The sequence below is a fragment of the Bacillus sp. AK031 genome (assembly GCF_053903065.1).
The window spans coordinates 51,728-77,743 of the sequence record NZ_CP096424.1 but is presented as its reverse complement, the minus strand read 5'-3'; the positions used below and the strand labels follow the sequence as shown (position 1 = coordinate 77,743).

The 26,016-nt window shown below is 42.5% G+C and carries 22 protein-coding genes and 1 riboswitch; of the genes, 4 read left to right on the top strand and 18 right to left on the bottom strand.

All coding sequences use genetic code 11. From position 1 onward, the window contains the following. Positions 1–40: 40 nt before the first annotated feature. Positions 41–2,023, bottom strand: a complete 1,983-nt coding sequence (locus tag M1E09_RS00350) for a hypothetical protein (protein ID WP_456272930.1) — start codon at positions 2,021–2,023, stop codon at positions 41–43. Positions 2,024–2,295: 272 nt separating this feature from the next. Further along, positions 2,296–3,561, bottom strand: coding sequence for an ATP-grasp domain-containing protein (locus M1E09_RS00345; RefSeq protein WP_456272929.1), 1,266 nt, complete (start codon positions 3,559–3,561; stop codon positions 2,296–2,298). 268 nt (positions 3,562–3,829) lie between these two features. Between M1E09_RS00345 and M1E09_RS00340 the strand changes: the two genes are divergently transcribed. Both M1E09_RS00340 and M1E09_RS00335 read left to right on the top strand, forming a co-directional pair. Further along, a complete protein-coding gene (locus M1E09_RS00340) occupies positions 3,830–5,323 on the top strand; it encodes a glycine betaine uptake BCCT transporter (RefSeq protein WP_456272928.1) in 1,494 nt (497 codons plus the stop codon). A 126-nt stretch (positions 5,324–5,449) separates the two neighbouring features. Next, complete coding sequence (locus M1E09_RS00335) at positions 5,450–5,818, top strand: VOC family protein (RefSeq protein WP_456272927.1); 369 nt, start codon at positions 5,450–5,452, stop codon at positions 5,816–5,818. A gap of 59 nt (positions 5,819–5,877) precedes the next feature. On the opposite strand, the gene M1E09_RS00330 is transcribed toward M1E09_RS00335, so the two are convergent. Both M1E09_RS00330 and htpX read right to left on the bottom strand, forming a co-directional pair. Beyond that, positions 5,878–6,558 (bottom strand): YdeI/OmpD-associated family protein, encoded by a 681-nt coding sequence (locus M1E09_RS00330; RefSeq protein WP_456272926.1) that lies wholly within the window; start codon positions 6,556–6,558, stop codon positions 5,878–5,880. 138 nt (positions 6,559–6,696) lie between these two features. Further along, complete coding sequence (gene htpX / locus M1E09_RS00325; RefSeq protein WP_456272925.1) at positions 6,697–7,578, bottom strand: protease HtpX; 882 nt, start codon at positions 7,576–7,578, stop codon at positions 6,697–6,699. Between the two features lie 196 nt (positions 7,579–7,774). Here htpX and M1E09_RS00320 point away from each other — a divergent pair, with 196 nt between their 5' ends. Continuing rightward, positions 7,775–8,536, top strand: a complete 762-nt coding sequence (locus tag M1E09_RS00320) for a DUF1836 domain-containing protein (protein WP_456272924.1) — start codon at positions 7,775–7,777, stop codon at positions 8,534–8,536. Positions 8,537–8,587: 51 nt separating this feature from the next. On the opposite strand, the gene M1E09_RS00315 is transcribed toward M1E09_RS00320, so the two are convergent. The 12 genes from M1E09_RS00315 to M1E09_RS00260 all read right to left on the bottom strand — a co-directional run bounded on the left by M1E09_RS00315 (position 8,588) and on the right by M1E09_RS00260 (position 23,748). Continuing rightward, positions 8,588–9,448 carry a YitT family protein gene (locus tag M1E09_RS00315; RefSeq protein ID WP_456274861.1) on the bottom strand — a complete coding sequence of 287 codons (861 nt, stop codon included), beginning with the start codon at positions 9,446–9,448 and terminating at the stop codon, positions 8,588–8,590. Positions 9,449–9,666: 218 nt separating this feature from the next. Beyond that, complete coding sequence (locus M1E09_RS00310; protein WP_456274860.1) at positions 9,667–10,881, bottom strand: ATP-binding protein; 1,215 nt, start codon at positions 10,879–10,881, stop codon at positions 9,667–9,669. A 119-nt stretch (positions 10,882–11,000) separates the two neighbouring features. Further along, a complete protein-coding gene (locus M1E09_RS00305) occupies positions 11,001–11,876 on the bottom strand; it encodes an amidase (RefSeq protein ID WP_456272923.1) in 876 nt (291 codons plus the stop codon). 45 nt (positions 11,877–11,921) lie between these two features. Further along, a riboswitch (cyclic di-GMP riboswitch) is annotated at positions 11,922–12,011 on the bottom strand. A gap of 78 nt (positions 12,012–12,089) precedes the next feature. Next, positions 12,090–13,541 (bottom strand): exopolysaccharide Pel transporter PelG, encoded by a 1,452-nt coding sequence (gene pelG / locus M1E09_RS00300; protein ID WP_456272922.1) that lies wholly within the window; start codon positions 13,539–13,541, stop codon positions 12,090–12,092. Then, complete coding sequence (pelF, locus tag M1E09_RS00295; protein ID WP_456272921.1) at positions 13,501–14,961, bottom strand: GT4 family glycosyltransferase PelF; 1,461 nt, start codon at positions 14,959–14,961, stop codon at positions 13,501–13,503. Before pelF ends, pelG begins: the two co-directional genes overlap by 41 nt. Positions 14,962–14,963: 2 nt before the next feature. Next, a complete protein-coding gene (locus M1E09_RS00290) occupies positions 14,964–16,793 on the bottom strand; it encodes a DUF2194 domain-containing protein (RefSeq protein WP_456272920.1) in 1,830 nt (609 codons plus the stop codon). Between the two features lie 10 nt (positions 16,794–16,803). Next, complete coding sequence (locus tag M1E09_RS00285; RefSeq protein ID WP_456272919.1) at positions 16,804–17,676, bottom strand: hypothetical protein; 873 nt, start codon at positions 17,674–17,676, stop codon at positions 16,804–16,806. 32 nt (positions 17,677–17,708) lie between these two features. Then, positions 17,709–19,580, bottom strand: coding sequence for an NAD-dependent epimerase/dehydratase family protein (locus M1E09_RS00280; RefSeq protein WP_456272918.1), 1,872 nt, complete (start codon positions 19,578–19,580; stop codon positions 17,709–17,711). Between the two features lie 61 nt (positions 19,581–19,641). Then, complete coding sequence (locus M1E09_RS00275) at positions 19,642–20,727, bottom strand: acyltransferase family protein (RefSeq protein ID WP_456272917.1); 1,086 nt, start codon at positions 20,725–20,727, stop codon at positions 19,642–19,644. Positions 20,728–21,035: 308 nt separating this feature from the next. Further along, entirely contained in the window at positions 21,036–21,704 is a 669-nt protein-coding gene (locus M1E09_RS00270; protein ID WP_456272916.1) for a class D sortase, read from the bottom strand. Continuing rightward, positions 21,704–22,819 carry a processed acidic surface protein gene (locus M1E09_RS00265; RefSeq protein ID WP_456272915.1) on the bottom strand — a complete coding sequence of 372 codons (1,116 nt, stop codon included), beginning with the start codon at positions 22,817–22,819 and terminating at the stop codon, positions 21,704–21,706. The genes M1E09_RS00270 and M1E09_RS00265 overlap by 1 nt, the downstream gene beginning before the upstream one ends. A gap of 158 nt (positions 22,820–22,977) precedes the next feature. Then, entirely contained in the window at positions 22,978–23,748 is a 771-nt protein-coding gene (locus M1E09_RS00260) for a TerC family protein (RefSeq protein ID WP_456272914.1), read from the bottom strand. Positions 23,749–24,295: 547 nt separating this feature from the next. On the opposite strand from M1E09_RS00260, the gene M1E09_RS00255 reads away from it, so the two are divergent. Continuing rightward, entirely contained in the window at positions 24,296–24,436 is a 141-nt protein-coding gene (locus tag M1E09_RS00255) for a hypothetical protein (RefSeq protein ID WP_456272913.1), read from the top strand. Positions 24,437–24,538: 102 nt separating this feature from the next. Here the strand turns inward: M1E09_RS00255 and M1E09_RS00250 are convergent, their stop codons facing one another. Together M1E09_RS00250 and M1E09_RS00245 are read right to left on the bottom strand one after the other, a co-directional pair. Next, on the bottom strand, positions 24,539–24,682 hold the full coding sequence (locus tag M1E09_RS00250) for a YjcZ family sporulation protein (RefSeq protein ID WP_456274859.1): 144 nt from the start codon (positions 24,680–24,682) through the stop codon (positions 24,539–24,541). A 302-nt stretch (positions 24,683–24,984) separates the two neighbouring features. Beyond that, positions 24,985–25,815 carry a protein-glutamine gamma-glutamyltransferase gene (locus tag M1E09_RS00245; protein ID WP_456272912.1) on the bottom strand — a complete coding sequence of 277 codons (831 nt, stop codon included), beginning with the start codon at positions 25,813–25,815 and terminating at the stop codon, positions 24,985–24,987. Positions 25,816–26,016: the final 201 nt, after the last annotated feature.

The window sequence follows — 26,016 nt, the reverse complement described above, 5'->3', positions numbered from 1 at the left end:
AGAAACGATGCGGGCAAGCCGCATCGTTTCTTAAAGTGAATCAAACTTCCACCCATGTATACTCTTTTCCCCAGCTTTCTTTTGCCAGTTTTTCAATCCTATCGACAATTTCATCTTCCACTGCGAAAGCATCTCCCTGTTCATAGGGATTATAGTGGAAGGCATAGAGCCTGGATACGAACTCATGGAAAGGAAGTGAAAACTCCCCTTCGCGTTCTCCATTACCTGATACAGCTGGTTCAATATCCTGGCCCCAATTCTGGGAACTATCATTATTTGGATTATAAAAGTATATCCGATAGTCACCAGACGGGACCCTTGCGATTCTAAGGATGGATACAGCATGATAGCCTAACAGTTTTCCATGGACATTGGTTATGAAAATTCCCACTGGATTCGGATAAATCAACTCATAGTCATCATTATAATCGGGATGATGGGTCGCATAGAATAAACGAATATAACCTGGATAATCAGTGACGGTTCCGGTTATTGGCTCAATCACGTTGCTAAAACCGCTTTGGACCCAGTTTCCATAGAAAGCAGGGTTCACCCAGCGATGGCCATCCTCTCCACGAAGAGCCACCCTGGTCATCATTTCATTATAAATTCGATCAAGATGTGGAACGAGAACCAGCGAGACCGGATCTAATTCTTTATGCAGTTCGGGTGCCAGCCCGCCGGCTAAATCTTTTGAGTGGATGGGCATCCCCTCGAACTTCAAATCGATATCCCCATCTCTCGCCGCACGCGGTATAAGTTCCAGCAGGTACCCCGGAGCATGCTGGGCCCACAGACTGATTCCTCTGGCAGATTGGCATGTCGGATTAAGGCCCTGTCCGATTCCAAGAGGCTGCCCAAGCACGCTGATGACACCTGCCAGGAGTATCGTATTTGCCGTCAGGCCTTGGCGGTTTTCATAAGCATTTAGCAGGTCTTTCCTTACCTCTGGTTTGATATCGAGTTCAATCAGCCTGCGCAGGCCCGGGATAACAGGGGAATAAGACAGCACACCACGGTCAAGCATTCTGGCAAGACCATACACAGCCTGCCTTGTTGCGGGATAAATGCCTACTTTAATAAGCTGCTTAACCAGTTCATGATGCTCCTCAATATTCGCTTTTCCCTTATCTGTCAGATTCAATGCGATAGGCAGGAGTTCCGGTTTGCTGCGGCTCAGGAACCTGACCAGAATGGCATGCTGATAGGCGACAAGGCCGGTCGCTTCCATCGACTTGGAAAACACCTCTGCTTCTGTCACCAGATCATCTTCGGACAGATTTTTCAAATTGGTCCGGTAATCATTCAGGCTGGGGTATTTCTCACTTAAAGGGGTTGGCCCCTCAATTGCTTTGATATACCTGGCTAATGGACGCTTTTCGCTTTCTCCCTCTCCTGCTCTCTTAAGCAGTTTCTTTGCCATCGCAATCATGGAATTCACTCTCTTCACCATAATCGGCCGTTGCGAGGTAAGCCGCTCTATCTCATCACCCAGCGTTCGGGTCAATGCCTCTGAAGAGATTCTGTAGAATAGAAACTGAAAGAATCGCTGTGAGCGGTCAAGCTGTTCAGCCTGATCTGTCTCCTCAATCAACGCCCCATCTTCCTCGCCAAGGAAAAGCAAGTCCAAATTCAGTGCGAGAATTTCGTTTAAAAACGTCTGGGCTTCCTCAGCACTCATTGATGGGTGAGTATAATTTCCCCTGGCAATAGAGAGCATCCTCAGGTCACTAAGGATTTCAATGATTGATGCCAGACCTTTCGTCCGTAATGATCCCGCTACAAGGGGCGGCTGCAGTTTTGGAGCATGTTCCCATGGCCCTCCGGTGAAAACGCCCGCTTCTTCAAATCGATTGGCGAAGTGAAACAGGACCTCCATTCCTTCCATTGTTTTCATCAAACGGCCCGCCTCTTGGTATACATCGGTCTGATACATCGATTTGGCAAAAGGTGCCGCTCTATCAAGTTCATTCAGAGCATGGGCAAAACGGTCCGCTAATTTATCAGTGATTTCAGTAGACATGTTCCAGCTCCTTTTTGTGTATTGGTTAGAATATTGTTGTGCTCAAATACTTGTAGAAAAGTGATTTCCGCTCTAGGCGTGCGACTCCGCGGGGCGTGCGGTGAGCCTCCTCGGCTTCGCCTGCGGGGTTACGTTCCGGTGGGTACGTAACCTTGGTCTCACCTGTCACGCTAGTCCCGCAGGAGGTCGCACGCCTTCCGCTCCAATCACATATATATCGATCAGCAGTTTTAAAATATACTAAATAACAACCTTTCTAACTACTAAATCCTTTATTTATAAAAATTATATTGTTCGTATTTTTTCAGCAGATCCTCCATTACTGCACTATCTTCCCCATGAAGGAAAATGGTGCCGTAGTGATTGCCAAAACCGATTCTCTCCGATACTTTCCCTTGAGCCGGTTCGAACATATCATGCTTTTCGAAATAGGGGTGGTTTTCTAGCTCATCAGGCACATCCAATTCCTGAATGTAATTCTTATGCGGATGGACCATTAAGCATCCTGCATATCCATTTGCTTCATCATCGCCCGGAAAGAACTCTTTCAGTTCTTCTTCTGTTGTGTCGGGGTCACTGCAAAGGATCTGTGCCTGATAAGCGCTGAACCCGTAGGTCCGTTCAATCAAGTCAAAAATATGCCCTCCCGGCACCCGGGCGGCAACCTCGCCAAAGTGAAGGGTTCCATCAGGGGTAATAAAGTATTCTGGATGAATAACCCCGTATTCCACTTCAAAGGCATCAATCAGCTGCTGGACCGCCTCACGTATTAACGGCCGCTTTGCTTCAAGTGAGGGGGAAGGCGGCACAAAATTGGAATAGCCAAGCCGGACATATTCCGTGATATTCAGAAATTGAATTTTCCCTTTATGAACAAATACCTCGCAGGAAAATTCCTGTCCGGATAAATGGCTTTCCATAAGAAGAGGGAAGTCCGTATCCTGCAACTCATCAATTTCCTCCACTGTATCAAAGGCCCTATGCCCGACAGATCCTGCTTTATCCAGCGGCTTTACATGAATCGGGTCATTTTTGTCCCCTTCTATTTTCAGCAGTGCTTCATTGACTCGCTTCAAGAAACGCTTCACATCGTCTTTATTATAAGCTTCTTCAAAAACACCGACCTTGATTCCAGCCATCTGTGCCTTTCTCTTCATCATCCCTTTATCCCTGAGCAGAAGGGAACGGTTAAATAATCTTGGTTCATTCCGGAATCGCGAATTCAAGGCACCGGCCCACTCTACGCATTCTTCATATAAAGGGACAGCTACTTCTGCTCCCAGTTCTTTCAGCTTCTTATACAACTGATCTGATCCTTCATTTAACCGTTCAAAATCCCATCCGACAAATGTAATATCATTCTTTTCTGCAAATCCTTCAAAATCAGGCGGACCTACAACTACAAAAGGTTTCCCTAACTTATGGCATGCTTCAATAGCCGGAAGGCTCCAGCCGATCAGCGCAGTAAGATAAGGCTTGGTTTCTTCATTTGAATTTTGTTGTGTCTTTTCATCAAGACCAAGATTTTCAAATACCACTAACCATCTCTCCTTTTTTTCTAGTGTCCTTTGGCTCGTCCATTAAAATCTTACACATCTATTGTATAGTATTTTCAGAAAATTTAAAAATATAAAAGGGAGTAATTTACAATAATCGCATTTGTCTGCATGCAAATTGTATAAATCCGCAGTCTGAAGGCTATGCTATTCACGCACAGCCACATTAGGAGCATCCCTCTTGGAGTTATGATACTATTAATATAGTTGGATACTCTCGTACTGTAGAAATGTTTATGAGAGGTGAAGTATGAAACAAGCAACACATGTTTTTTGGTATGCATTGGCTATTTCATTAATTGTGGTAATCTGGGGAGCAATCGCTCCTGAAAATTTGAACACATTTACTTCAGAAGTTACCGGCCGTATATTAAGTGATTTTGGCTGGTTTTATTTGCTGCTTGTTATCGCCATTCTTCTTTTCTGTGTTTTCTTGATGTTCTCACGTTTCGGCAATATAAAACTGGGAAAGAAGGATGACGAGCCGGAGTTCAGCAAATCTTCCTGGTTTGCGATGCTCTTTAGTGCCGGGATGGGGATCGGACTTGTCTTTTGGACGACCGCTGAACCGATTTCGCACGCTTTTATCAGCAGTCCTTTACATGAAGAAGGGACGAATGCCGCTGTTAAGGATTCCTTAAAGTACTCCTTTTTCCACTGGGGTATCCATGCTTGGGCAGTCTATGCACTAGTCGGGCTTGTATTGGCCTATTTCAAGTTCAACCGGGGAGCTCCCGGCCTGATCAGTGCCACACTGACGCCTCTGTTTGGAGAAAAATTAATGGGCGGCGCACTTGGCAAGACTGTTGATGTACTGGCTGTATTCGCAACCGTAATCGGTGTTGCGGCTACGCTTGGATTCGGTTCTGCCCAGATCACCGGCGGACTTTCCTTTTTGTTCGGAGTGCCGGACAGTTTCACTGTACAGTTGATTGTGCTCGCTGTGGCTACGGTTCTCTTTATCTGGTCAGCCTGGTCGGGAATCGGCAAAGGAATCAAATACTTAAGTAATATCAATATGGGATTGGCCATTTTACTGCTTGTCCTGCTGTTTATTGCAGGACCGACAATGTACATCCTTAATATGTTTACCCACACACTCGGCAGCTACATCTCAGACTTTTTTGATATGAGTTTGAGGCTGGCTCCTTTGAGCGAAGAAAATCGGGGCTGGATCAATGGCTGGACCATTTTCTATTGGGCATGGTGGATTTCCTGGGCGCCGTTCGTCGGAATTTTCATTGCCCGTATCTCAAAAGGGCGGACAGTGAAAGAGTTCTTATTCGGCGTGCTTCTGCTGCCTTCCCTTGTATGCTTTATCTTCTTTGCGGTATTTGGTGTTTCCGCATTGAGGCTGGAACAGCTTGGAACAGCGATCATTTCAGAATTCTCATTGGCAACATCGACATTTGGAGTGCTTGCTGAATATCCACTCGGCACATTCATGTCTATCCTGACGATTGTCGTCATTGCGATTTTCTTTATTACTTCTGCGGATTCAGCCACTTTCGTACTGGGAATGTTGAGTACAAACGGTACGCTTAATCCAAGCAACAGAGTGAAAATCACTTGGGGACTCATCCAGTCAGCGATAGCAGCAGTCGTAGTGTATTTTGGCGGTACACAAGGACTCCAGAATATGCTGATCATCGCTGCACTTCCATTTGCCGTCGTTATGATTTTAATGGGCTTTGCTTTCTTCAAAGCCATACAGTCAGAAGCCCGTTCTCTACGTAAAAAGTAAAGAAAACAAGGAGTATCCAATCGAAGCGCTGTCCCGCTTAAGGGGCAGTGCTTTTTTTTATGTTAAAAAGTATAATGTAGTTGTCTGAAAATTAAATCAAGAGAAATGATAGAAAAGGGGATTACTATGAAAATACAAAAGGTCGGACAAATCGGAATACCAGTAAAAGATATTGAGAGAGCAAGACAGTTTTATCAAGAACAACTGGGCTTATCCCTTTTGTTTCACACAGACAGCATGGCCTTCTTTGAATGTAATGGCATGCGCCTGATGCTGACACTGCCCGAGAAAGAGGAGTTTGCTGCCGCCAGCTCTGTCATTTATTTTGAGGCAGGCGATATTAAAGCTGCCTATGAAGACCTCTATCAAAAGGGGATATCATTTATCGATGAACCTCATGTGGTTGCTAAAATGGGGGCCGTCGAAACCTGGATGGCATTTTTCAAAGACTCCGAGGATAACATTCATGCATTGATGAGTGAAGAAGAAGCATAAAACAAAGAGGCCGGTACCGTTCTCATCTTATCATAGATGGACCAATACCGGCCCTCAGCTTATTTCTTTTCTCTTCTGTACAAATCCATTGATTTATATCCTTCTGCCAAAACTTCCTCCATTTGCTGCAGGCGTTTTTCCTGTGTGTCTCTTCGTTTTGCACTGTAAACATAGCGGGCCCAATCCTTCTGATAACCCGGGGTCAGTTCATTATAAATATTCAGCACGGAAGCATTGTTTTTTAAGTGGTTTTTTATATCTTCAATATTCTCGATATAATCATCGACACACTGGCTGTTTTTTGAAGATGAAGCTTTCTTCTTCAAAGGCTGCGCTTTCATCCCTACTACGGTGAAAACCTCATTGAGACTTACCATCCGGGAGAACTTCAGATTGCTGCCATGGACAAATCCTTGCTCATTATAGTGTTTCTCGTTATAAATACTGTCACGCTCTATGTATTGTTCATATTCTGTGTTGTTTTTCTTTGGATAGGCAAAGTATAAGTACCCGTTGTCTTTCACCAGCTTCTTGTCCACAGCCAGCTTCAAATACTCTTGAAACTCTTCAAGGCTGAAAATGAAGACAAAGATCAGGTCGTATGGCTGCTCCTTGAGTTCTTCATCATAGTCGGATCCTTCAAAGTCACTAACATTTCCGGGAATGTTGAGAATGGCTTTTGCCGGGAACTTCTTGAAATTTAACTTTTCAATGATACTTTTCTGCGAGTTTGCGTTCATATTATGGCTCCTTTTCTCTCAATTCTTGACCAGTCCATAAAATTTATTCCTTCAGTTGCCATTATAATCTAAATATTCACTCTAATAAATGGAGAAGTAAAAAAGGATACCGGATGCACCGGTATCCTGGTATTTATTTTATCTGCCTTCTAAACGGTTAATACGGTCATCCAGGTCAGGGTGAGTGGAGAACAATGCAGACTTTCTCCGTCCGCTGATTTTCAATGTCGCTACAGATGTGTCCCTTTCCTCTGTTACACGGTTAGTGTAGGCTTTCAACATACGCAGCGCATGAACCATCTTGTCCCTGCCTGCCAGATCCGCTCCACCTTTATCCGCATGGAACTCTCTGTAACGGGAGAAGGCAAAGACGACAATGCTTCCCAGTATCGAGAAGATAATCTGGAAGACAATCACAGCAATGAAGTGAACAATCGGCGCCATATCTTCTTTCACGAAGCGGGATGCGATCCAGGCAGCAATCCTTGCCAGGAATACAACAAACGTGTTCACTACCCCTTGAAGCAGGGTCATTGTCACCATATCACCATTGGCAATATGCGCAATTTCATGGGCAATAACGCCTTCTACTGCGTCATCATCCATTTCACGCAGCAACCCTGAGGAAACAGCAACCAAAGAACGTTTCTTTGAAGGACCGGTTGCAAATGCGTTGACTTCAGGGGAATCATAGATACCGACTTCCGGCATATGCATTAAACCAGCGGCTTTGGACAGACGGTGGACTTTTTCAACTACCTCTTGTTCCATAGCAGACATAGGCTTGTTTGGATCAATCACACGGACATTCATCATTTTTTTAGCAATCCAGCGGGACATAGCGAGTGAAATGAATGATCCCGAGAAACCAATGATTGCACTGAAGACCAGTAAAGCTCCTAAATCAATGTTGCCTTGCGCATTAATATAATTACCTGCCCCTGTAACAGAGAAGATAATACTAATCGTCAATAATACGAGAATATTCGTCAACAGAAAATACAGAATACGTTTTCCCATTATTTCTCCCTCTCTTTTTCAAGTTCAAATGAACTCGTAATTGAACTTAATTATAAATTATAATCAAAGGTAATTCAATCCTATTGTGCCATTACCATTAAAATACCAGAACTGCGGGAGAGGATTGACGGGGATTGGCGGAACAATTACGATAATAGAAGAAAACAGGAGATTCGGAAGGGAGAGAGGTGATTACATGGAAGCCTTTACACTAACCAGAAAGAACATGGCCGATTTGCTCTATTCATTATATGAATCGACAGACCCTACACCTTTAATGGTATTGCAGGATGCCTGGGCAGCGGTCCATAAGAAAGAAGTGGAGAGCGGCAAAACATTAAAAGCCTTCATTTCGACTGAAATGCCTTCTATCTTTGATAAATTATTCAGGATGGAAAAAGGAGAGTTTGGTTTTTCCATTAATGAAATCGTCTCTCTGGGAAATCAAATTGAATTTACGAACCTTTCTCCAAGCACCGTACAAAACTGGGTGAAGCGGGATGTTAAAGAATTGATCGGGACCCCGCAGCTCGGCAGGAAGTATACCATTGACCAAGCAGCCATTTTATTTATCGTAGAAGATTTGAAAGCCTCGCTGGACTTTGAATCGATCCGCAAGATTTTGACGCTTGTTTTCAACAACCCTGAGGATCGTACCGACGATGTCATTAACCCGGTCATACTCTATTCTGCCTATGCATCTGTTTTTGATAAAATCCACCACCATACATCACTGCAGGCCGGAATAAAGGAACATACACCCATGAACTTGTTTATCGAACGGTTCATTAAAGAAGAATGCCAGGCACTGGTGGCATCTTTAGAAGGAATCAGTGCTGAAGATCGCGATATCGTACTGAATGTCCTGATTGTATCGGCACTCACCGTACAATCTGCCTATTACCAATCCATTGCAAAAAGGTACATGAATGCAGCGCTCTTTTTGACCGGATTGTAAAAACAAAGTGACGGTCATGCTTCACTTTACAAGCAAGACCGTCCCATCGGTTTAATGAATATCCCTTTTCTTAAATCTGCCTCCGCGCACCTCATTGATATCTGCCACTGCCAGGAAAGCGGTCGGGTCCAGCTCTTCTACGATGGCTTTTAATTTTGCTTCTTCCAACCTGGTCACAATACAAAAAATGACTCGTTTATCCTCTCCGGAATAGCCGCCTTCACCCTTCAGATAGGTAACCCCTCGTCCAAGGCGGGCCAGGATGGCATCCCCGAGTTCCTGGTCTTTATCACTGATGATCCATGCCGATTTCGATTCATCGAAGCCATCAATCACGATATCAATGGTCTTGAAGGCAATGACATAGGCAAGGATAGAATACATCGCCCGATCCCAGCCAAGGACGAATCCCCCCCACGCAAAAATGAACACGTTGAAAAACATGATGAATTCACCAACCGAGAAAGGAAACTTCTTATTCAACAGGATGGCAAGAATCTCGCTCCCATCCAAAGCGCCGCCATACCTGATGACCATTCCCACTCCGGCACCCAGCACGATACCGCCAAACACAGTCGCCAGAAGCATGTCCTGTGTAAAAGCTGCCACATGATGGAGAAAGCTGGTGGCAACAGATAACACGGCAATTCCCAAAACAGTCGAGATTGCAAAAGTTTTTCCGATCTGTTTGTATCCTAAAAAGAAGAAAGGGATGTTCAACAGAAAGATAAATACCCCAAGTTTAATGCCTGTCAACTTATATAGAAGGATTGAGATACCGACAATTCCGCCATCCATTATCAAGTTGGGCACAAGAAAGACTTCAATTCCCAAAGCCATCAAAATGGCACCCAGCAAGATGAAGAACGTGCGCTTGATCACTTTTCTGGTACCCAGCTTCCCGTGATGCAGTTCTTTATGAATCTGCTGTTTGATCGACTCTTCACTCAAGTTGCTCCTCACCTCTTTATTCCATATTGTCGGACTTGTCCCTTTACCCCACCATATGTCGAAATTCATTAATATAGAACTGGAGGAAGAGAGGATAGTTTCACGTGAAACATTTTAAGAGGTTCCAATAATAAAAAAGGTTCTTCTGTCTTAGAAATCAAGAATCAGAAGAACCTTCTCTATGCCTCACTGAAAGGAAAGCGAATGGTGACTGTTGTTCCTTTTCCTTTTGAACTGGCGAAGTGGATGGTGCCATTATATTTTTCTGTAATATTGAAGCAAATCATGAGGCCGAGTCCTGTTCCTTTACTCTTTAATGAATAAAAAGGAGTGCCCAGCGAATTTACTTCCTCCTCGGACATTCCGCAGCCCCTGTCCGTTACTTGAATTTCGACTTTATCATTTATCCTTTCCGCTTTAACAAGTATGGATGCCCCCTGCGGAGAAGCCTCGATGGCATTTTTAATAAGGTTTATAAATAGCTGTTTCAGCTCAATGGAATTCGCCCGGACAAAACAATGTGATTCCACCTGCAGATCGATATGATTGTCGTGCAGCAAGCCGTATGTTTTCAAGAGCTCTGTCACATCATTTAGGATGCCCTTGATTTCCACACAGTCCTGGGCTAATTCTTTATTCGGTTTGCTTAAGGTTAGAAATTGCGAAATGACCTGTTCCGCGGTATCCAGTTCATCAATCATTAAATTGAAATTCTTTTTATGGCTCTGGGTAAACGTTTCATCAGCTGAGTAGAATTGCAGAAACCCTTTTACTACAGTAAGGGGATTTCTGATCTCATGGGCGACTGCAGCTGCCAGCTGTCCGGTCGTCTTTAACCTTTCAGAGTTTTGAAGCTGTTCAAAGTACATACGCTGTCTTTCCATCCGAATATCAGATAAATAGAATATAAAATATATTATTATCTGGCTGCCGATAATATTAATGACATTGCCGGTGATATCCATATAGATGTAATCATAGAATTGTCCTTTATCAACAAGCACTATATAAAAAATCGATGCCGACAGTAACAGAGAATTTAATAGCATGGTAAAGTAGAAAAGCCTTTTATCAAAAAACAGAATCGACAGTGCGGGAATAAAGCAGATGAATATGAACGTGGACCAGGTTTCAGGGTATAAATAAAAAAGCATATAAAAATACGCGGAAGCTACAAGAATGATGAGGACTTTTAGTTTGCCGGTTTCAAAAAGGGGATAAAGCAGCAGGCATAAAGATAACGAGAGCACAAGGCCTGTATGTAAAAGATACCCAGTATTGTAAAGATCCATTCTGGAATTGACCACAAATAACCCTGCTGCCATCAGCACGATTATCAGGAAAACAACTCCATAATATAACTTTTTATGAGAAAGTGCCCCGAACTCCTTCATCCATTTCACCGTCCTTACTGCATTGGATACCTGTAACTATCTTACAATAGAATCTATTGATCAAAAAGGGTTATTTCCAACTAAAAGAAGATACCCTGCTATAGGTATCTTCCGAATTCTTAAGGCTTCATCGTCATCCAGCTTCCCACATGGTGGATGGCTGTTCCGTTAAAACCCTGTACATCTTCATAATAAGCTTCGACACTTCCAAGCTCGGTTTGCATATATGATTCTCCCTCTTCGAAAAAGGAGATATTGTTCCCTTCGTCTGTCTTTCCGGTTTCCACCCCTGCAACCAATGATTTAGAATACTTACCTGCCCACTCAACTTCATTCCTGACAAGGTCTATGATCAATGAGCCGCTATCCCGGTAAGCCATAATCGTAACGCTATCGGTCGAGCTGATCACCCACTCGGCCAGCAAGCCTTTACCATATATATTGTTATAGGAGATCTCATCAAACCAGAACGGCATGTCCACTTCTAGAGGGAGGCTTAAATGGTCTGCGCTGTTTTTGGCTCTTACCAGCAGCGCTTGATAGGATTTCACTGTCGCTCCCCGCTTTGTGTTCCAGCGGGTGTATAGATAAGGTTCCACATCAAGGTGGACACCAGAGAATTTTTGCTGTGATGAAGAGCCGTTTTGGTAGATTGCCAGCCAATCCATCAGGCGGTCCTGGTTGATATACCCTTTTGGCGCAACCCAATCAGGAGCTCCGTCCAAAGCATAGATCTTCATGCCTGCAGATGATGCTTTTTCGATGAAACTGCGGTATACCGAGGGTGCAATATCCCTGTCGATTTGCACATATACCTTGTTAAGCCCTTTGCTCTCTAGAAAGTCCAGCGTACCCGCTTCATCTTTGACAATCATCCATGGATTCCAGAGCCAGGTTGCCCGGTCTTGTTCTGATACTGCATCCACATGAAAACCTGCCCCTCCAGGTAGTAAAAAACTGAACAATAATACTACAGCCATTATCCATTTTTTCAACGGATTTCTCCTCCATTCTGCAAGCCGAGGCACACAGAACGGGCACCTGGCAACCTGACAACCATACACTGCAAGCAGCGTTTAGGCTCATGGCTTTGCGTCCTTCCCTTTCGGAGAAGTTTGCCTTTTTCAGATTATTTTGCTCTTATTATAGCTTTTTCATAATCGAGCGTCTATAAATTTTTTTTTGCTGAAATCTCTTAAAATGCTGCTTTATTCTTTTCCTCCCCTTACCCCTCCATTGAAGTAGTTCAATTTTTCCGCCAGTTTATCCATCGATCCTCTCTCTTCCCTGATTACCAGCGGCTGCCGGCAATATGTGTAGTAGTCTATATTCTTCTTATAGTAGGCAAGCCTCCACAGAGCTGCCAGCACCCCGATGAAGCCGCCTGCAAAACAAGGGATGCCAAGATTCCCTTCCACTATCACCATGACAGCCATTGTGGACAAGGTGACCGCCATATAGCAGGCCATAATGAAAAGAGCCCCTTTTCGATCATCAAAGTAGAGCAAGATCTGCATGACAATAAACATAATGATGAAAAAGCAGTTTCCAATGACCAAAATAGAAAACGTATCGGTTTGAGCGGATGAAAGGGGGATTGCCGTTATTCCCAAGATGATCGCCAATATGGTGAAAATCATTTGTACCTGCATAATATTGGAGAGCTCCCGGAACAGAACGAAAAACATTTTCTTCTTTGTTTCGTTAATTTCCCTCAGGCTGTGAGGCCCCATTATTTTGGCGAAGAAACGTTTATATACCTTATAAAAGTTCGTTTCCATAGAAACCACAAACAAAACCATTGCCGGAATGATGGTTAGATACGCATAGAAGATCGGAACATCATAGAAAGGGGCCATGACAAAGGTACCACCTACTTTAACTTGCCAATTACTCCCCCAGACTATGAAGATATGCCCGAATAATCCTGCCACATAAAACAAACCATTAAGAAATAGTGAAGGATATTTTTTAAAGTAGAGAAGAAAATGGAAGTAGTTCGTGTTGGTCTTTGGAAACCGTATCCTAATACTCCTGACCATAAATAGAATAATGACCAGGAAGCCTGCCCCCATGCAGCCAAGAAGATGTGCGGCTGTTAGATTATCCATAGCCAAGGAGATTGCGGACATGGCTATGATTGCAAGGACTGCACCGCTTAAGTAGCCTTTTACAATCACCATATATTTTTTGACTGCGGATAAATAGATACTGAGAGTATTGATGATCAATAATTCAATGAAGAATAAATAGGAGACTGTTTTAAACAACATACCCAAAGGGGAAAGGGAATAAAAAATAAAGGCCAATACTCCCCCTGCCAGCAAGGTGATTGCTAAAATTCCATATAGAGAGGACCTGATATTTATTTCTTCATTTGTGTAAATTTGGTCAGCGACATATCTTGTCAACACCAAGATAAATCCGCCGGAAATCAACTGTGAAAATATAAAACCATACAAGGTCCCCGCTAATACAAGCTCTCTTTCGATGAACGGTGATCCTGCCTCTCTTAAAAGGTACTGTGCCGCAATCAATTGAAGAATACACACGATCATCGGCCCGGAAATGATCAGTGTAGAATGCGCATACATGCGCAGCCCATTAAAAAATGACCTCTTATTCATCAGCTTCTGCAGTTGAAATCCTATTCCCGCCATGAGAATCCCCCCTTTCACCATAAATTGCTTTATAATGCTCTACAAACTTCTTCATGGAAAAGTGGGCCTCCACCCTTTTTCGGCCGTTCTCCCCCATTTCTTCACGTTTATCAGGATTAAGCCCAAGCTCTATCATCGCTTTGGCCAATTCAGAATAATCCATGACAGGGACGATATGCCCTGCCGGCCCAAAGCCATCCTCCATGCCGAACAGGATTTCTTTACAGCCGCCTACGTCTGTGCAAACAAATGGCTTTCCACTTGCCAGCCCCTCCAATAAAACAAGCGGCTGTCCTTCACTGATGCTTGAAAGCACGAGAAAATCCATTTGTCCCATGAAATCCCTTACATCGACAGTGCCTGTAAAAATGACATCATGGAGGTTCATCAATTTAATCAGCTTGAGACATTCCTCATAGTACTCGGGCTCTTCATCATACGGTCCGAAAATATACAGCTTTGCATGGGGGATTGTTTTCTTGACAACATTGAAGCCCCGGATCATTGTTTTTATATCCTTTATCGGCACAACCCTTACAAAAGCACCGATATGAAGAGTATCTTTGTCTTCCGGCAGCTTTCCAGGGAGATCCTTAAACCGGGCAACTGTTACACCATTGGGAACAATCGCGATTTTTTCTTCAGGACAGCCAATTTCCATCTGGATCTCCTTATTCTTGCCAAACAGGGTGATGACCTGGTCGGAGTTGTGATAGGCAGACTTGGATAAACTGTAAAAGTACTGTATCCACAAGTCCTTAAAGTGGCCATTTATCAAATCTGTTTTAATAATTTCTTCTTCTCGCTCTCTTGTATAAATTCCATGTTCTGTTAAGAGGAAAGGTTTATTGTATCTGTATTTGCTATAGGCGCCCATCACCCCTGCATATCCCGTTGATATGCTATGGTAAAGGTCTGCTTCAGGAGCAGGGTGGCTCAGGCACCAAAATAAAGGCAGCAGCATGGACCTTAAAGACCAATAGAGTTCTGTAAAAGGAAGATCAGCGTAATTTTCCATACATATTTCTTTAGCTGCATCTACCAAATCGCTGCTGGTAATGAAGTCAGGAATGGAATCGATATCGATCCCTTTGCCTTCAAAGAGAGAGAAGAAATCTTCCCATTCTTCAGTCTCATTAACAACAAGGTTTCTTATCGCCTTTTTTTGAGAAGCATCCAGGTTATACTTCTTTCCCGGATTGACTGGTTCTGTTAAATAAGAATTCAAAAACACTTCTTTTATTTCTACCAGGTTTTCCGGCAGTGGGTATTTATATTTTCCTTTATCTTTCTCATCAGCAACGATGGCATAAAAAACAAATTCATGCTCCGGCATTGAGGTAATGAGTGTCTGAACCCAAGAGGACACCCCTCCGACAATATAGGGGTAGGAACCTTCTGCGATAATACAAATACGCATTTTTATTCCCCCAATTCAATTGTGAACTTGGATGCAACTGCACGAACCAGGTAGCGGCTGCTGTCGATTTTCTGTACTATACAGCCTTCACTTTCAACTATTGCCGTGTCAGTCCGCAGGATAAAATCCAATTTACCAGGAAACTCATTAATATACCCTTTCAATTGATCCCCGCCCTGTGAGAAAGCCACCTTTGCACCGAGATAATTCTTGAGGCTGTAGCTGCTCTCCGAAGCGGTCTGGCTTACCATCCAGGGGTATTTTTCTTTCACATCACGCAGCAAATGCCTGAATTCTTCGGATAATTCAGGCCACCCTTTATCTTCACTTCGTTCTTCGTCAAGGATATCGTCAGGATGGATAAAGTGGGAAAAAGAGCCGAATAGAGTGGCGGAGTTGGTTATTGACCATCTGGTTTCATCTTTGTAATGATAATCTGACGTAAAACGGGGAATCTCATTAAATTCTTCGGTTGATTGCAGTTCTTGAATATAGGCGATATTTTCTTCGTCTTCCAAATATAAAGAGCCTATATTAGCTATAGAAGGAATGGCTTCCTTAATCGCCTGTTTCCCTTCTTCACTTAATACATTGGAAGGGGGGACATATGTTTTTAAAGTGTAATCAGGAAAGGTTGTATGAACCAGGGCTTCTACTTCTTTCAGGGATTGGACCATAACACTTTTGTCATTCCAGGCATTGTAACCCAGCTCCTCCACCTGGTCCTGGTCCAATGTAAGTGACTGGTGATTATAGCCATGGACCCCCAGTTCCCCGCCTGTATTCAGGACATCACGCCCATAAATCATTAAATTTTCTTCCGCAAGCCGTTCATTAAAAGGGCCTGTCACCTTATCGTTATAGGTCTCGATCATAACGGCGGTATATTTAATATCATATTTCTTTGCTAACTGAAGCATCTTCGGCCACCAGATCTCATTCATAAAAACGGGAATGTCCACTTGATAATCTTCATAGATTAACTTGTGGGTGCCGTCTGGAAATGGAGCGGGAAAATCGTCAATATAGACCACCTTTGAGTTAATGACCGGGTAGATGAATAGTTCATTCAAATGGCTTAAAGCACCTGCAATCATTCCCCTGTTCATCTTGTTATCAAGCATGGTTCCGTTGAAGACCATGAACTTCCCCTTACCGTACGGTCTGCTCCATAAGAATGGAATCTCCCCATCCGTTAAGGCATAAACCTTGCACTCTTCTTCTAAACTGATGTCCAATACAGAATTAGGGAATTGATTCTTATCGTTCAATTTCATATTGGCTGATTGAAGCATCAAATCAGATACCATGTGGATGGTTCGAGTATCTTTATAATCTGGATCCGGCTCCTTGATCCCCAGTTTTTCTTGAATCGAGTAAAAATTCTCATCGGTATCTGGACGGATGGCAAAAAATAACCTTCCTCCTTCGGCTACATAGTCTGTCAAAGAAGTGATATCATTGATTTTCTCCAGGTCAGGGAACAGGATCACAATGTTTGGGTACTTTTCCATATCAACAGGAAGCTCTGGCACTTCAACTGTTTCATAAGGCTTCTTCATATAGTCCAAGGTCTTTTCAACATTCCCCTTTAAACCGCCACTCTGCGTTGATTGCGGGTCATATATCAGCAGTATTGGGTCTTGCTTCATTTTGCTCATTTCATCCGGGGAAAGAGCTGACGTTTTTTCAGCATCTACCGGCGGGTCCTGGTGACTGCCAGCTGATTGTGAGACAAGAGTGGAACGGGCACTTAACAAACCAAGACCATAGATAAATAAAAAGAGTATCATTATAAGGATTATTCCAAAAAATTTTTTGTTTTGGCTCACGATAATCCTCCTAAGACCAGAAATGAAGGGTGTTCAACCCTTTTAAAGACAGGTTAATAGGTTTTCTTTTTAATCGGCTCAAGACCTCTTCAAACATATGGCGGTTCTGCATAGAATGAAAAACCTTCAATGCCATCAGGTAAGAGTCCTCATCATTGGGATAGGTGTCCATGAAAAGCTGGCTGTATTCATCGGCTTTATCTTCCCTCCCTATGGCTAAGTCACATTCGATTTTACTGATAAAATAGTCTTTCGAACTTAGCTCACTCTCCAAAATCTTTTCCAGTAAAACGGAAAGCTCACCTTGAAATTTCCTGATTGTCTCTTTATCTATGAATCCGCTGTCTATATAGTCTCTTAAAATTTCTATATAGGAAGCTATAAATTCAGGATCATCAGGAGAGTGTTCTCTTTTATCTGTGAGCTCCTGCATGATGTTGACGATTTTGCGCTGCATTTCCATAATGACCGTGGCAGCATAGTATGCAGTTTCTGAATCATCGCTTTTTAACGCTTTGCTTACGAGTTTCGCATTTTGAATAAGATTGCCTTTCAAGCTGGCTTTTAATAACTTCCTTCTCAATTTATCATCTTCCAGAAGCAATGCATCAGAGAAGGGAATCCAGCTTATTTCCTGCTCAACATCTAGAAACTCTATACAGTCCCGGACTTCCGGTGCCTTCCCTTGAATATCTGCCTCAGCCTCTGATTCTTCCCTGTAAAAAGGTTCTTCTTTAAATAAGAAATGAGCGAGCAGCAAACCCAACACAGGAAAGAAAGTGATGATAATGGTTTTTATTATCCCATTCTCGAATTTTTTTCCTATCGAGACCATGCCGTATAATAAGCAAAAAGAATAGTAAAGAATGAGGAACAAAATCATGATACCCACCTCCCTTGAAAGCAATTATGTCCCTACCACCTGTTTTTATAGATTGCTGATTGATGCCGTTGTGCACAGTTCAATGAGGAAGAAACCAAATCGGCCGTGATGCCCATCATGTTTATATAAGGGAGGGATACCTTTTCAAAAGGCAAGCCATCGACAATGAAAATCCCTGTCAATTTGCCGTCTCTTACCAATGGGACAATCATGGAAGGGAGGCTGTTATCAAGCTGTTTATTAACGTATAAATTATGTGATTTTACAACATCTCCATAAACTTCATGGTGATCGGTCCTGATAACCGCTTCGCTTTCAAACCCTTCTGATTTAGATGCAAGCCTGAATATGTTTTCTGAGGACTGGAAGAGATAAAAGGCTGCTTGATTCGTATCCATTAACTTTTCAATAATATGGATGGAGTTATGATAAACCTCCAGCGGATTCAACGTATCTAAGGTTTTCATGATTGAATATACAGTTCCGACACTGTTCTCTGCATAGAAAATCTGTCTTTGCAGTTCGTCTTTTACCAGCATTGTATCTTTATAGGCCGTATCGAGCAGCTGATAATTCTCCGAAATCCTGACGGCTTCCTCCTTATACTTGCTGATCAAATTCTCTTGATGTTCCAGTACATAACGAAGGACAAGGCCTGTAAAGATATATAAACTAATGTGGACCAATGTATTATAGTCAAGCATAAGGCCGAACAGATTTCTTCCAAGGGAAAGGCTTTCAGCGATGAACCAGGCTGATGCCAGCACGATCGTTAAAATCGCCTGGGGTTTCCTGAACAGGAAGAGGGCCATCACGAGATAGAATAGCTGATAATCAACCAGGTATAAAAACCCCTCCGTAAGTGAACTGATGAATACAAATAGAATAAGCAGTCCGATATTTTTCACATACGGGAGTGCCGGCTCCAAATGTTTGATCCACTCCGGAATCTCTGCAGATTTTTTCTTTACTTCTTTTTTGGCCTGTTCTGGCTCTTTTTCTTCAAACCATAAATAGGTTTTCTCTAATCCTTCCTGAAATGTATGGAGCGGTTTCCATTTTAACTCATCCTTTATTTTCTGATTTTCAAGGCGGGAGTGTTTCACATCCCCTTGTCTTGATTGTTCATAATTCACTTTATTTAATTCCACATGGCGCCCCAGTGCTTCAATTACAGAATTGACGCTGACGCCTATATTAGTGGAAAGGTTGTAGATGCCGGACAGACCCTTTTCGACGCTGAGGTATATCGCTTCCGCTACATCCTGGACGTAGATGAAGTCCCTGCTTTGCTCCCCATCTCCAAAGACAGTAAGCTCTTCTCCTTGCTGTACCTTTTGAATGAAAGTGGAAATGACGCCTCCTTCACCCTGGGCCCCCTGCCTTGGCCCGTAAACGTTTGAGAAACGGAAACACAGTGTATCCACCCCATATATTTCTTTCCACTTCTGACAATACATTTCGCCCACCCATTTATTTAAGCCATAGGGGGAAATGGGGCTGCAGGAGGACTCCTCACTGAGAGGAACCTCTTCATTTAATCCATAAACAGCTGCAGAAGAAGCAAAAACGACTTTGTTCACCCCATATTTGCTTGCTAAACGCAGCATATTGGCCAGGCCCAGAATATTGAATTTACAATCCAATAGAGGATCTTCCATTGATACATTAACGTTGACTTGAGCAGCTAGATGGATCACTGCATCAAACTTTATGGTTTTGAAAATTTCTTCACACTTCGGGTCTTCTACCCCAATTTGATACAAAATATGGCTGAACCTGGCATTCTCTTTATTGCCCGTTGCCAGATTATCAATGATATGCACTTCATGCCCTTCCCTGAAAAACATCTCCGCGACAAATGATCCGATAAATCCATATCCGCCTGTTATTAAAACCCTCACAGCCTCACCTCTAAGCAGCAAATTTTTATCTTCCATGGAGATAAATGATTCCAAAAAACACCTAACGTACAATAATCGTTTTCACCCCTTTGACCTTATGTTTTTTCATCAACATTCTGTATTTCAGCTTATTGAAAAGCGGAATTTCAATATAAGAATGGACGAAACAGCCGAATAGAAGCATCGTGGTAAAAAAGAAGATACTGAGGAGCCAGCCTCCGAAAAACTCATAAACCTGGAACCTGCTTAAAATCTCAGAAAAAAAATCCAGTGCCAAATTGTGAGAAAGATAGATGGAGAAGGCTGCATTTCCCAAATAGTTCAGTGCTTTGGGAATATGTATCTCTCGGTTCAGGTCAATTGTTGCAAGCCCAAGAATGATGAAGATGGAAATCAGTCCTGTTACTAAATCAAAATTAAGATTGATGACAGGGTCAAGGGAGTTCAGCCATATCAACGGAAAACCAAGAAAACCCCCTGCAGCTAAAAAAACCGCCAAGTTCGTATTGATTTTGAAGCGCATTACTATATAAGCTGCTGCCATACCGCCAAGAGCAATCAAATTTTCAGGGCTAAGTAAAAAATCAGTCAGAAAATGATAATAGGGAAGCCAGCCAAGAAAATAGGCCAGGCACAGAACTGCCCATCCAGTCAAAATACGCTTTGCGATTTTCTTTTTCGGCAGAAACCATAGAGAAAACATCAAGTAAAAAAGGACTGTAAATTTCAATGACCATGCAGGAATGATGACCGGCGGATTCCCGCTCGGGGAAGGGGAAAGCAAAAAAGAAGATATAATGGTTTCAAGCTCTGTTTCATGCCCCATCCCATACCATGGATAGATAAATAGAAAAGGCAGTAAAACCAAGGTTAAGAGCCAATACAGTGGGTAGATGCGGATGAAACGATTGGTTAAAAAATCCTTGAACTGCTGAAACTGGCCAAACTTCTTATGATAAACGTAATACATCATAAAACCGGACAAAGCAAAAAAGTAACTGACTCCTCCCGACATCGGAAGGGTAGCCAAGCCGAATAAATTAAAATTAAAATACTCATGCATCGTAAGGGATAGATGAAAAAGCATGACCATTAGGGGAACCAGTGCCCGTGAAAATTGTATTAGTACCAGCTTTCTCTTAACCATCTTCCCACCCCCTATATCGTTTATGAAATTCTCATATGTTTGCAAAAGGGCATGAGCATAATGGTGTATTACTATACAATTATTACCAGTCGCTCATATAACGAAATATATACCATTACATATGAAATATAACTAAGGTACTGAATTAAGCCAAAAAACAGGATTTTTGAATTCTTAATTCCGGATGGAATAATATTGAACTAAGCTAAAATCCCTATATAGTAGATAATATTTCCATTCAGGCAGGAATGTGCAAATTTTCCCCACAAAAAAACTCCTGTTCCTTAGAGCAACAGGAGTTGAAAGTACTAATTTACTTTTTTATTTACAAGTTCCGCCACAAGCACATAACGCTTCGGCGCATGCCCAATATAATCAAATGGATAGCAGGTCGTCACGGTCAGAGTGGCTTCTTCCTTTGGCACTATAACCGTGCGGTCATCAGCATCGACAATTCGCACCTGATTTACCCGATACGTAAACTTCCCGGCTGACGTTTTCACTATGAGAAAATTCTTTTCACCAATCTGGCCAAGATCCCGAAAAACTGTGTCCCTGTGGCCGGAAAGAACAGCATTGTCCTGCATTCCAGGTAAAACACTTCCTGAGAAGTGGCCTACACCTTTCTCCAGTACTTTCTCATCAGCACCCTCATATATCGGCATGGAGATATCCAATTTTGGAATTAGCAGCTTGCCGATTTTTTCCCCTTTAGCTGGGGCTTGTTGATAGAGTGCTTTCTCTTCAGGGGACACGTTACTCTCGTTCTTTTCTTCCTTGCTGAACGCCTCATTGCTCGTCTGTTGCAGCTTTCCTTCATCGATTGTGATATCCGCCGAGTCAACAGCAAAGTACCCTTTCGCATAGCCATAAGCATGATACCCGGCAAAGAGGACACCTGATACTATAAGAATGATTGAAAAAAAAGTAGGAGCTATGCGGCTAAGCATAGCTCTTCCTGATTTTCTCCTTCTCATTACTGTTCACCTTGGCGTGTTCTTCTGCCGATTAGTGCTGCTGCACCAATCAGCGCCACACCCGTTCCAATCATAATGTTTTCAATTGCACTTGTAGCTGTAACAGGCATTTCCGCTCCATTTTCCGTTTCTTCGGTTACCTCACCATTAGTGTTGGCTGCATCATTGCCTTCTCCATTATTAGTTCCTGAATTGTCCGTTCCTGCCGCAGCTTCATCTTCTTCTGCTTGGCCATTTTCTGTTCCATCTGATGTCATATTCTCATCTTCTGTATCTGTTCCTTCTGTATTTGTATCGTCAGCTGTCTGTTCATCCTCTGTAGTTGTATCTTCTGTATCTGTATCTTCAGTTGACTGTCCATCATTTGCAGGCATGGTATCATCAAGTGTGTTTTCAAGGTCAGATATAAAATAGAAGTTGTCCAATGTCTCATCATTGGTTTCCAGTATTTCAGCAAGTTCTGTTTCAGTCAGGCCATAGTCCGCCAGCAGATTGTCTAAAGTGTTATCATCTAATAGTGGTCCAACCGTTGTTTCCAGATCTTCAAAATCAGTAAAATCGGCAAGTTCCATATCATATGTTTCTCCGAGATAATTGTTGAACTCCTCTTCGGTCCAATTAAGCGGTGTCAGATAATTTTCATCCAACAGATCCATATCGAGCACATCTTCATACTCGGAATCACCATCACTTATATCCACTGGATCGATAATGCCTTCATCACTAAGGGCATTTTCAAGATCTCCTATAAAATGAATATTGTCTGATCCGTCATTGTTTTCTAGAAATTCAGCCAAATCTTGAGAATCCATATTGTTTCGTTCCATCATTTCAAGTATATTTGCATCATTGAAATTACCATTGGCTAATTCATCGATATTGATAACTGGCCCCACACGGTTCTCCAGATCTTCAACCGTATCATAATCATCCAGGCTGGTATCAAAGTTCTCATCCAAATAGAGATTCCAATCTTCTTCTGTCCAATCCAGGACACCAGCATAATTTTCATTCACTTCGCTCAAGTCAACCGCTCCGGCAATTGTTGGTGCTGTCCCTAATGCCAATGAAGTTGCTAAAACGGCAGTGACACTTTTTTTCGATTTATTCTTCATAATCGATTCCTCTCCTTTTCTTAGTAGAAATTCTCTTGGCAGAATTGGAAATTAATCGTTATATTATGTCTTTTACCTTATTGGAAGGGCATTAAACAAAAGCGAAAAATCCAAATAAAAAACGGACTCCCATAAAGAGTCCGTTTCTTAATATCATTTTAGGAATTGCCTTCCTGAGATTTCTTCTCTGGCGCAAACCAGCCTAGAAGTGCGATTCCCACAAGTACTGCGTAGAATGTAAGGGTCCATGGTGTACTATGAGGGAAATCATGATCCAATACACCGATATCGTGGTGAGCAAGCGTGATGACCGCCAGTTTTACACCAACCCAGGCTACAATGGCATAAGCAGTTGTTTCGAGAGCCGGGCGCTTGTCAAGGAGCTGCACAAACCATGTTGCAGCATACTTAATCAAGATCAATCCTGCGATACCGCCGAGTACAACCACAATGAATTTTCCTGCATCCATTCCGCCAAAGTCTCCCAAACCTGATGCAGGCAGTCCCAAGGCAAGAGCCACAGCAGCAAGGATTGAATCAATGGCAAAAGCAAGGTCTGCTAAACCGATCTTTCCTACTGTCGGCCAGAAGCCTTTTCCTTTCGCATCCTTTTCGATTTCCTTCTCGATGTTTTCGTTCTCTTTCCCGAAACGGGCCTGAATCAGGTGTTTTCCCCCTAAATAGATGAGGTAGGCAGCCCCGATCGCTTGAACCTGCCAGACATTTGCGATGAAAGAAATAGCAAAAAGTGCTCCAAACCGGAAGAAAAATGCCATTAGAATACCATAACTGATGGCTTTTTTCTTCTGGTCTTCTGGCAAATGCTTGGCGATGACCGCCAAAACAAGTGCGTTATCAGCAGATAGTAAACCTTCAAGACCAATCAAGATGAGCAGTGCCCATGCGTATTCCAACCAGATTGACTCCAAACATATCTCTCCTTTCTATGTATGATGGTGATACAGTAAAGGTCTCGCTAACAACGTGAATTGCCAATTAAGCCGGAGATTTTCCTCGTGCTGACGACTTTAATTGTACAGCTACTCCCCTTTACCGGAAGTCGTTCATTTATTTGAAGTACTGATACAGGTGCCGGTTTTCCACCCTAACTACCTGTGTCGATTTTATTTTTTTATCATTGCCTTTCCCTTAATCCACTATTCCTTTCCAAGCCGGTTGTTAAACTCTTCTAGGACATCATGGGAAGAAGGAATACTCGCACGCTAACTTTTTATGTATTATGATTGCCTGGGCAATATTATAAAAGCAAACCTAGTGTTTATTTTAAATCAAAGCATTGAAAAAAAGCTAATTTGAGCTTTCCCATATTTTTAATAATACTAATAGTCCTTAAAAGAGCCAACTATTTTTTCTAATGGCCTACATTGGTTCATTGATCTTAAGATTACATACCCTTCAGGAAATGAGGTGAAAATAGGGTGAAGGAATCTATATGAGAGTGGGGGGGGAATCTATATGAAAAAAGGAGAAGAGTTGGAGTGCAATGAAGAAAGGGATTACTTGCAGCACTTCTTAATTGAGCAGATCAACAGAATTTCAGTGGAAGAACAGGAAGAACAAATGAGGGAAGAACTGAAGAACAACGGGGAGCTTTAAAAAACCGCCGTTATATATAGCCAGATTACTCAACTGTGCCTGTTAACCATAAAAAAATCCTGTGCAAGTAAGGGCTGCACAGGATTTTTTTATGCATGTATATTAGCAATGAGGGACGATACAAGCGCCTACAATGATTAGCAAAATAAACAATACTACAATCAATACGAATGTATCGTATCCACCAGTAGCAGCAGGGTACGCATACGCTGGAGAAACATAAGACGGAGCAACATTGGCACCCATAACAGGCGGTGCATTTACATTATCATACATTTAAATACTTCCTTTCATGTTAGGGTATTATCACTATACATAATACTCACTTCGATGAAAGTTGAGCCCGTCAACCCAAAAATTGGGTAGATGCCATGGGTGGCGTCGCTTTTTTAGGCTGTCTTCAGATTGATTATTGCTACTTGAAAAGAGTATGATTTCCGCTCCTCGTGAAAATACAGTGTTTTATTATTGAAGATTGTTAGGTGTCCAAGTGATGAGACAGGGATTTGGCTCATACTCCTTCTTATGGCAAACCATTGCCATCTTTCTTAGAGTAGATAACTCAAATACTTTACGAAGGATATCGAACTCATATTATGATGGATGATGAATGAAGGCTCTTTATCAACTGGGCGTTCTCTTTGCATAGTGGATAATGCAGATAAACTGTTAAATGAAGGCCTTGAGATCAAACGGGTTAGGTAAGCAGGTTGGTTGCTTCCAGGCTTTCTGGTTCCGTTCAAAAACTCGATGATCTGTTCAGCATTCATTAATCCCAGTCCATGTCCAAAAAACATGCCACCGTCCAAGGCAACAGCATTTATCCCCCTGTACCAAGGGTTTTCCTGACTATAGTCCGGATTATTAAAATACACTACATCACCGGGTAAATAATGGTCGCCGTAAAAGGTATATAAACCAAGGTCCGGGTCTGTATGCCAACTGTACAGGTAGAGGTTTCGAAATAAGGAATTAAAGGAAGGCTTACGGATACTATTCAAAGTTGCGTGATAAAGAATGATGACACAGGCTGTCGCACACTCAAATGCATATTGGGAACTGTTCCGGTAAATATCCTGAACAGCCCCAGCTGGACTGACATCAGCTCTTAACTGGAATCCCCCTTCGTTTGTCAGACTCCAGTATTCTGGATTACAGATGGCATATTGGAAGGTTGTAAACTCAGCTCCTCCTTCACTCATGTCCTTCGCGCTATCTATTATATTTGTTCGGGTATTGAGTTCAAACCGTAATTCATTGAGAGAAGAATAAGAGTAAAGCACCCGGGCTTCATTCATGCTTTGTATGATTTCTTCTTCAATCGTTCCCAAGTTCAACGAGCCCGTTGGTTGAAAAGGCATCCCCGAGACTTTTATCATGTGAACCCCCCATTTCAGGCTAATGGATTTACATTACCTATGGTATTCAGACCCATGTATAAAAATGTTTCTTCGTCCTGGCGAATCAAGTGACCCTATACAGAAGGAAAGAAGAAGGGGGCATGCATATAGTTATCCCCTTTAATGATATGGTAAAAAAGAATATTTTTTTACCTAAAGGAAACTACGTATGCATTTAAC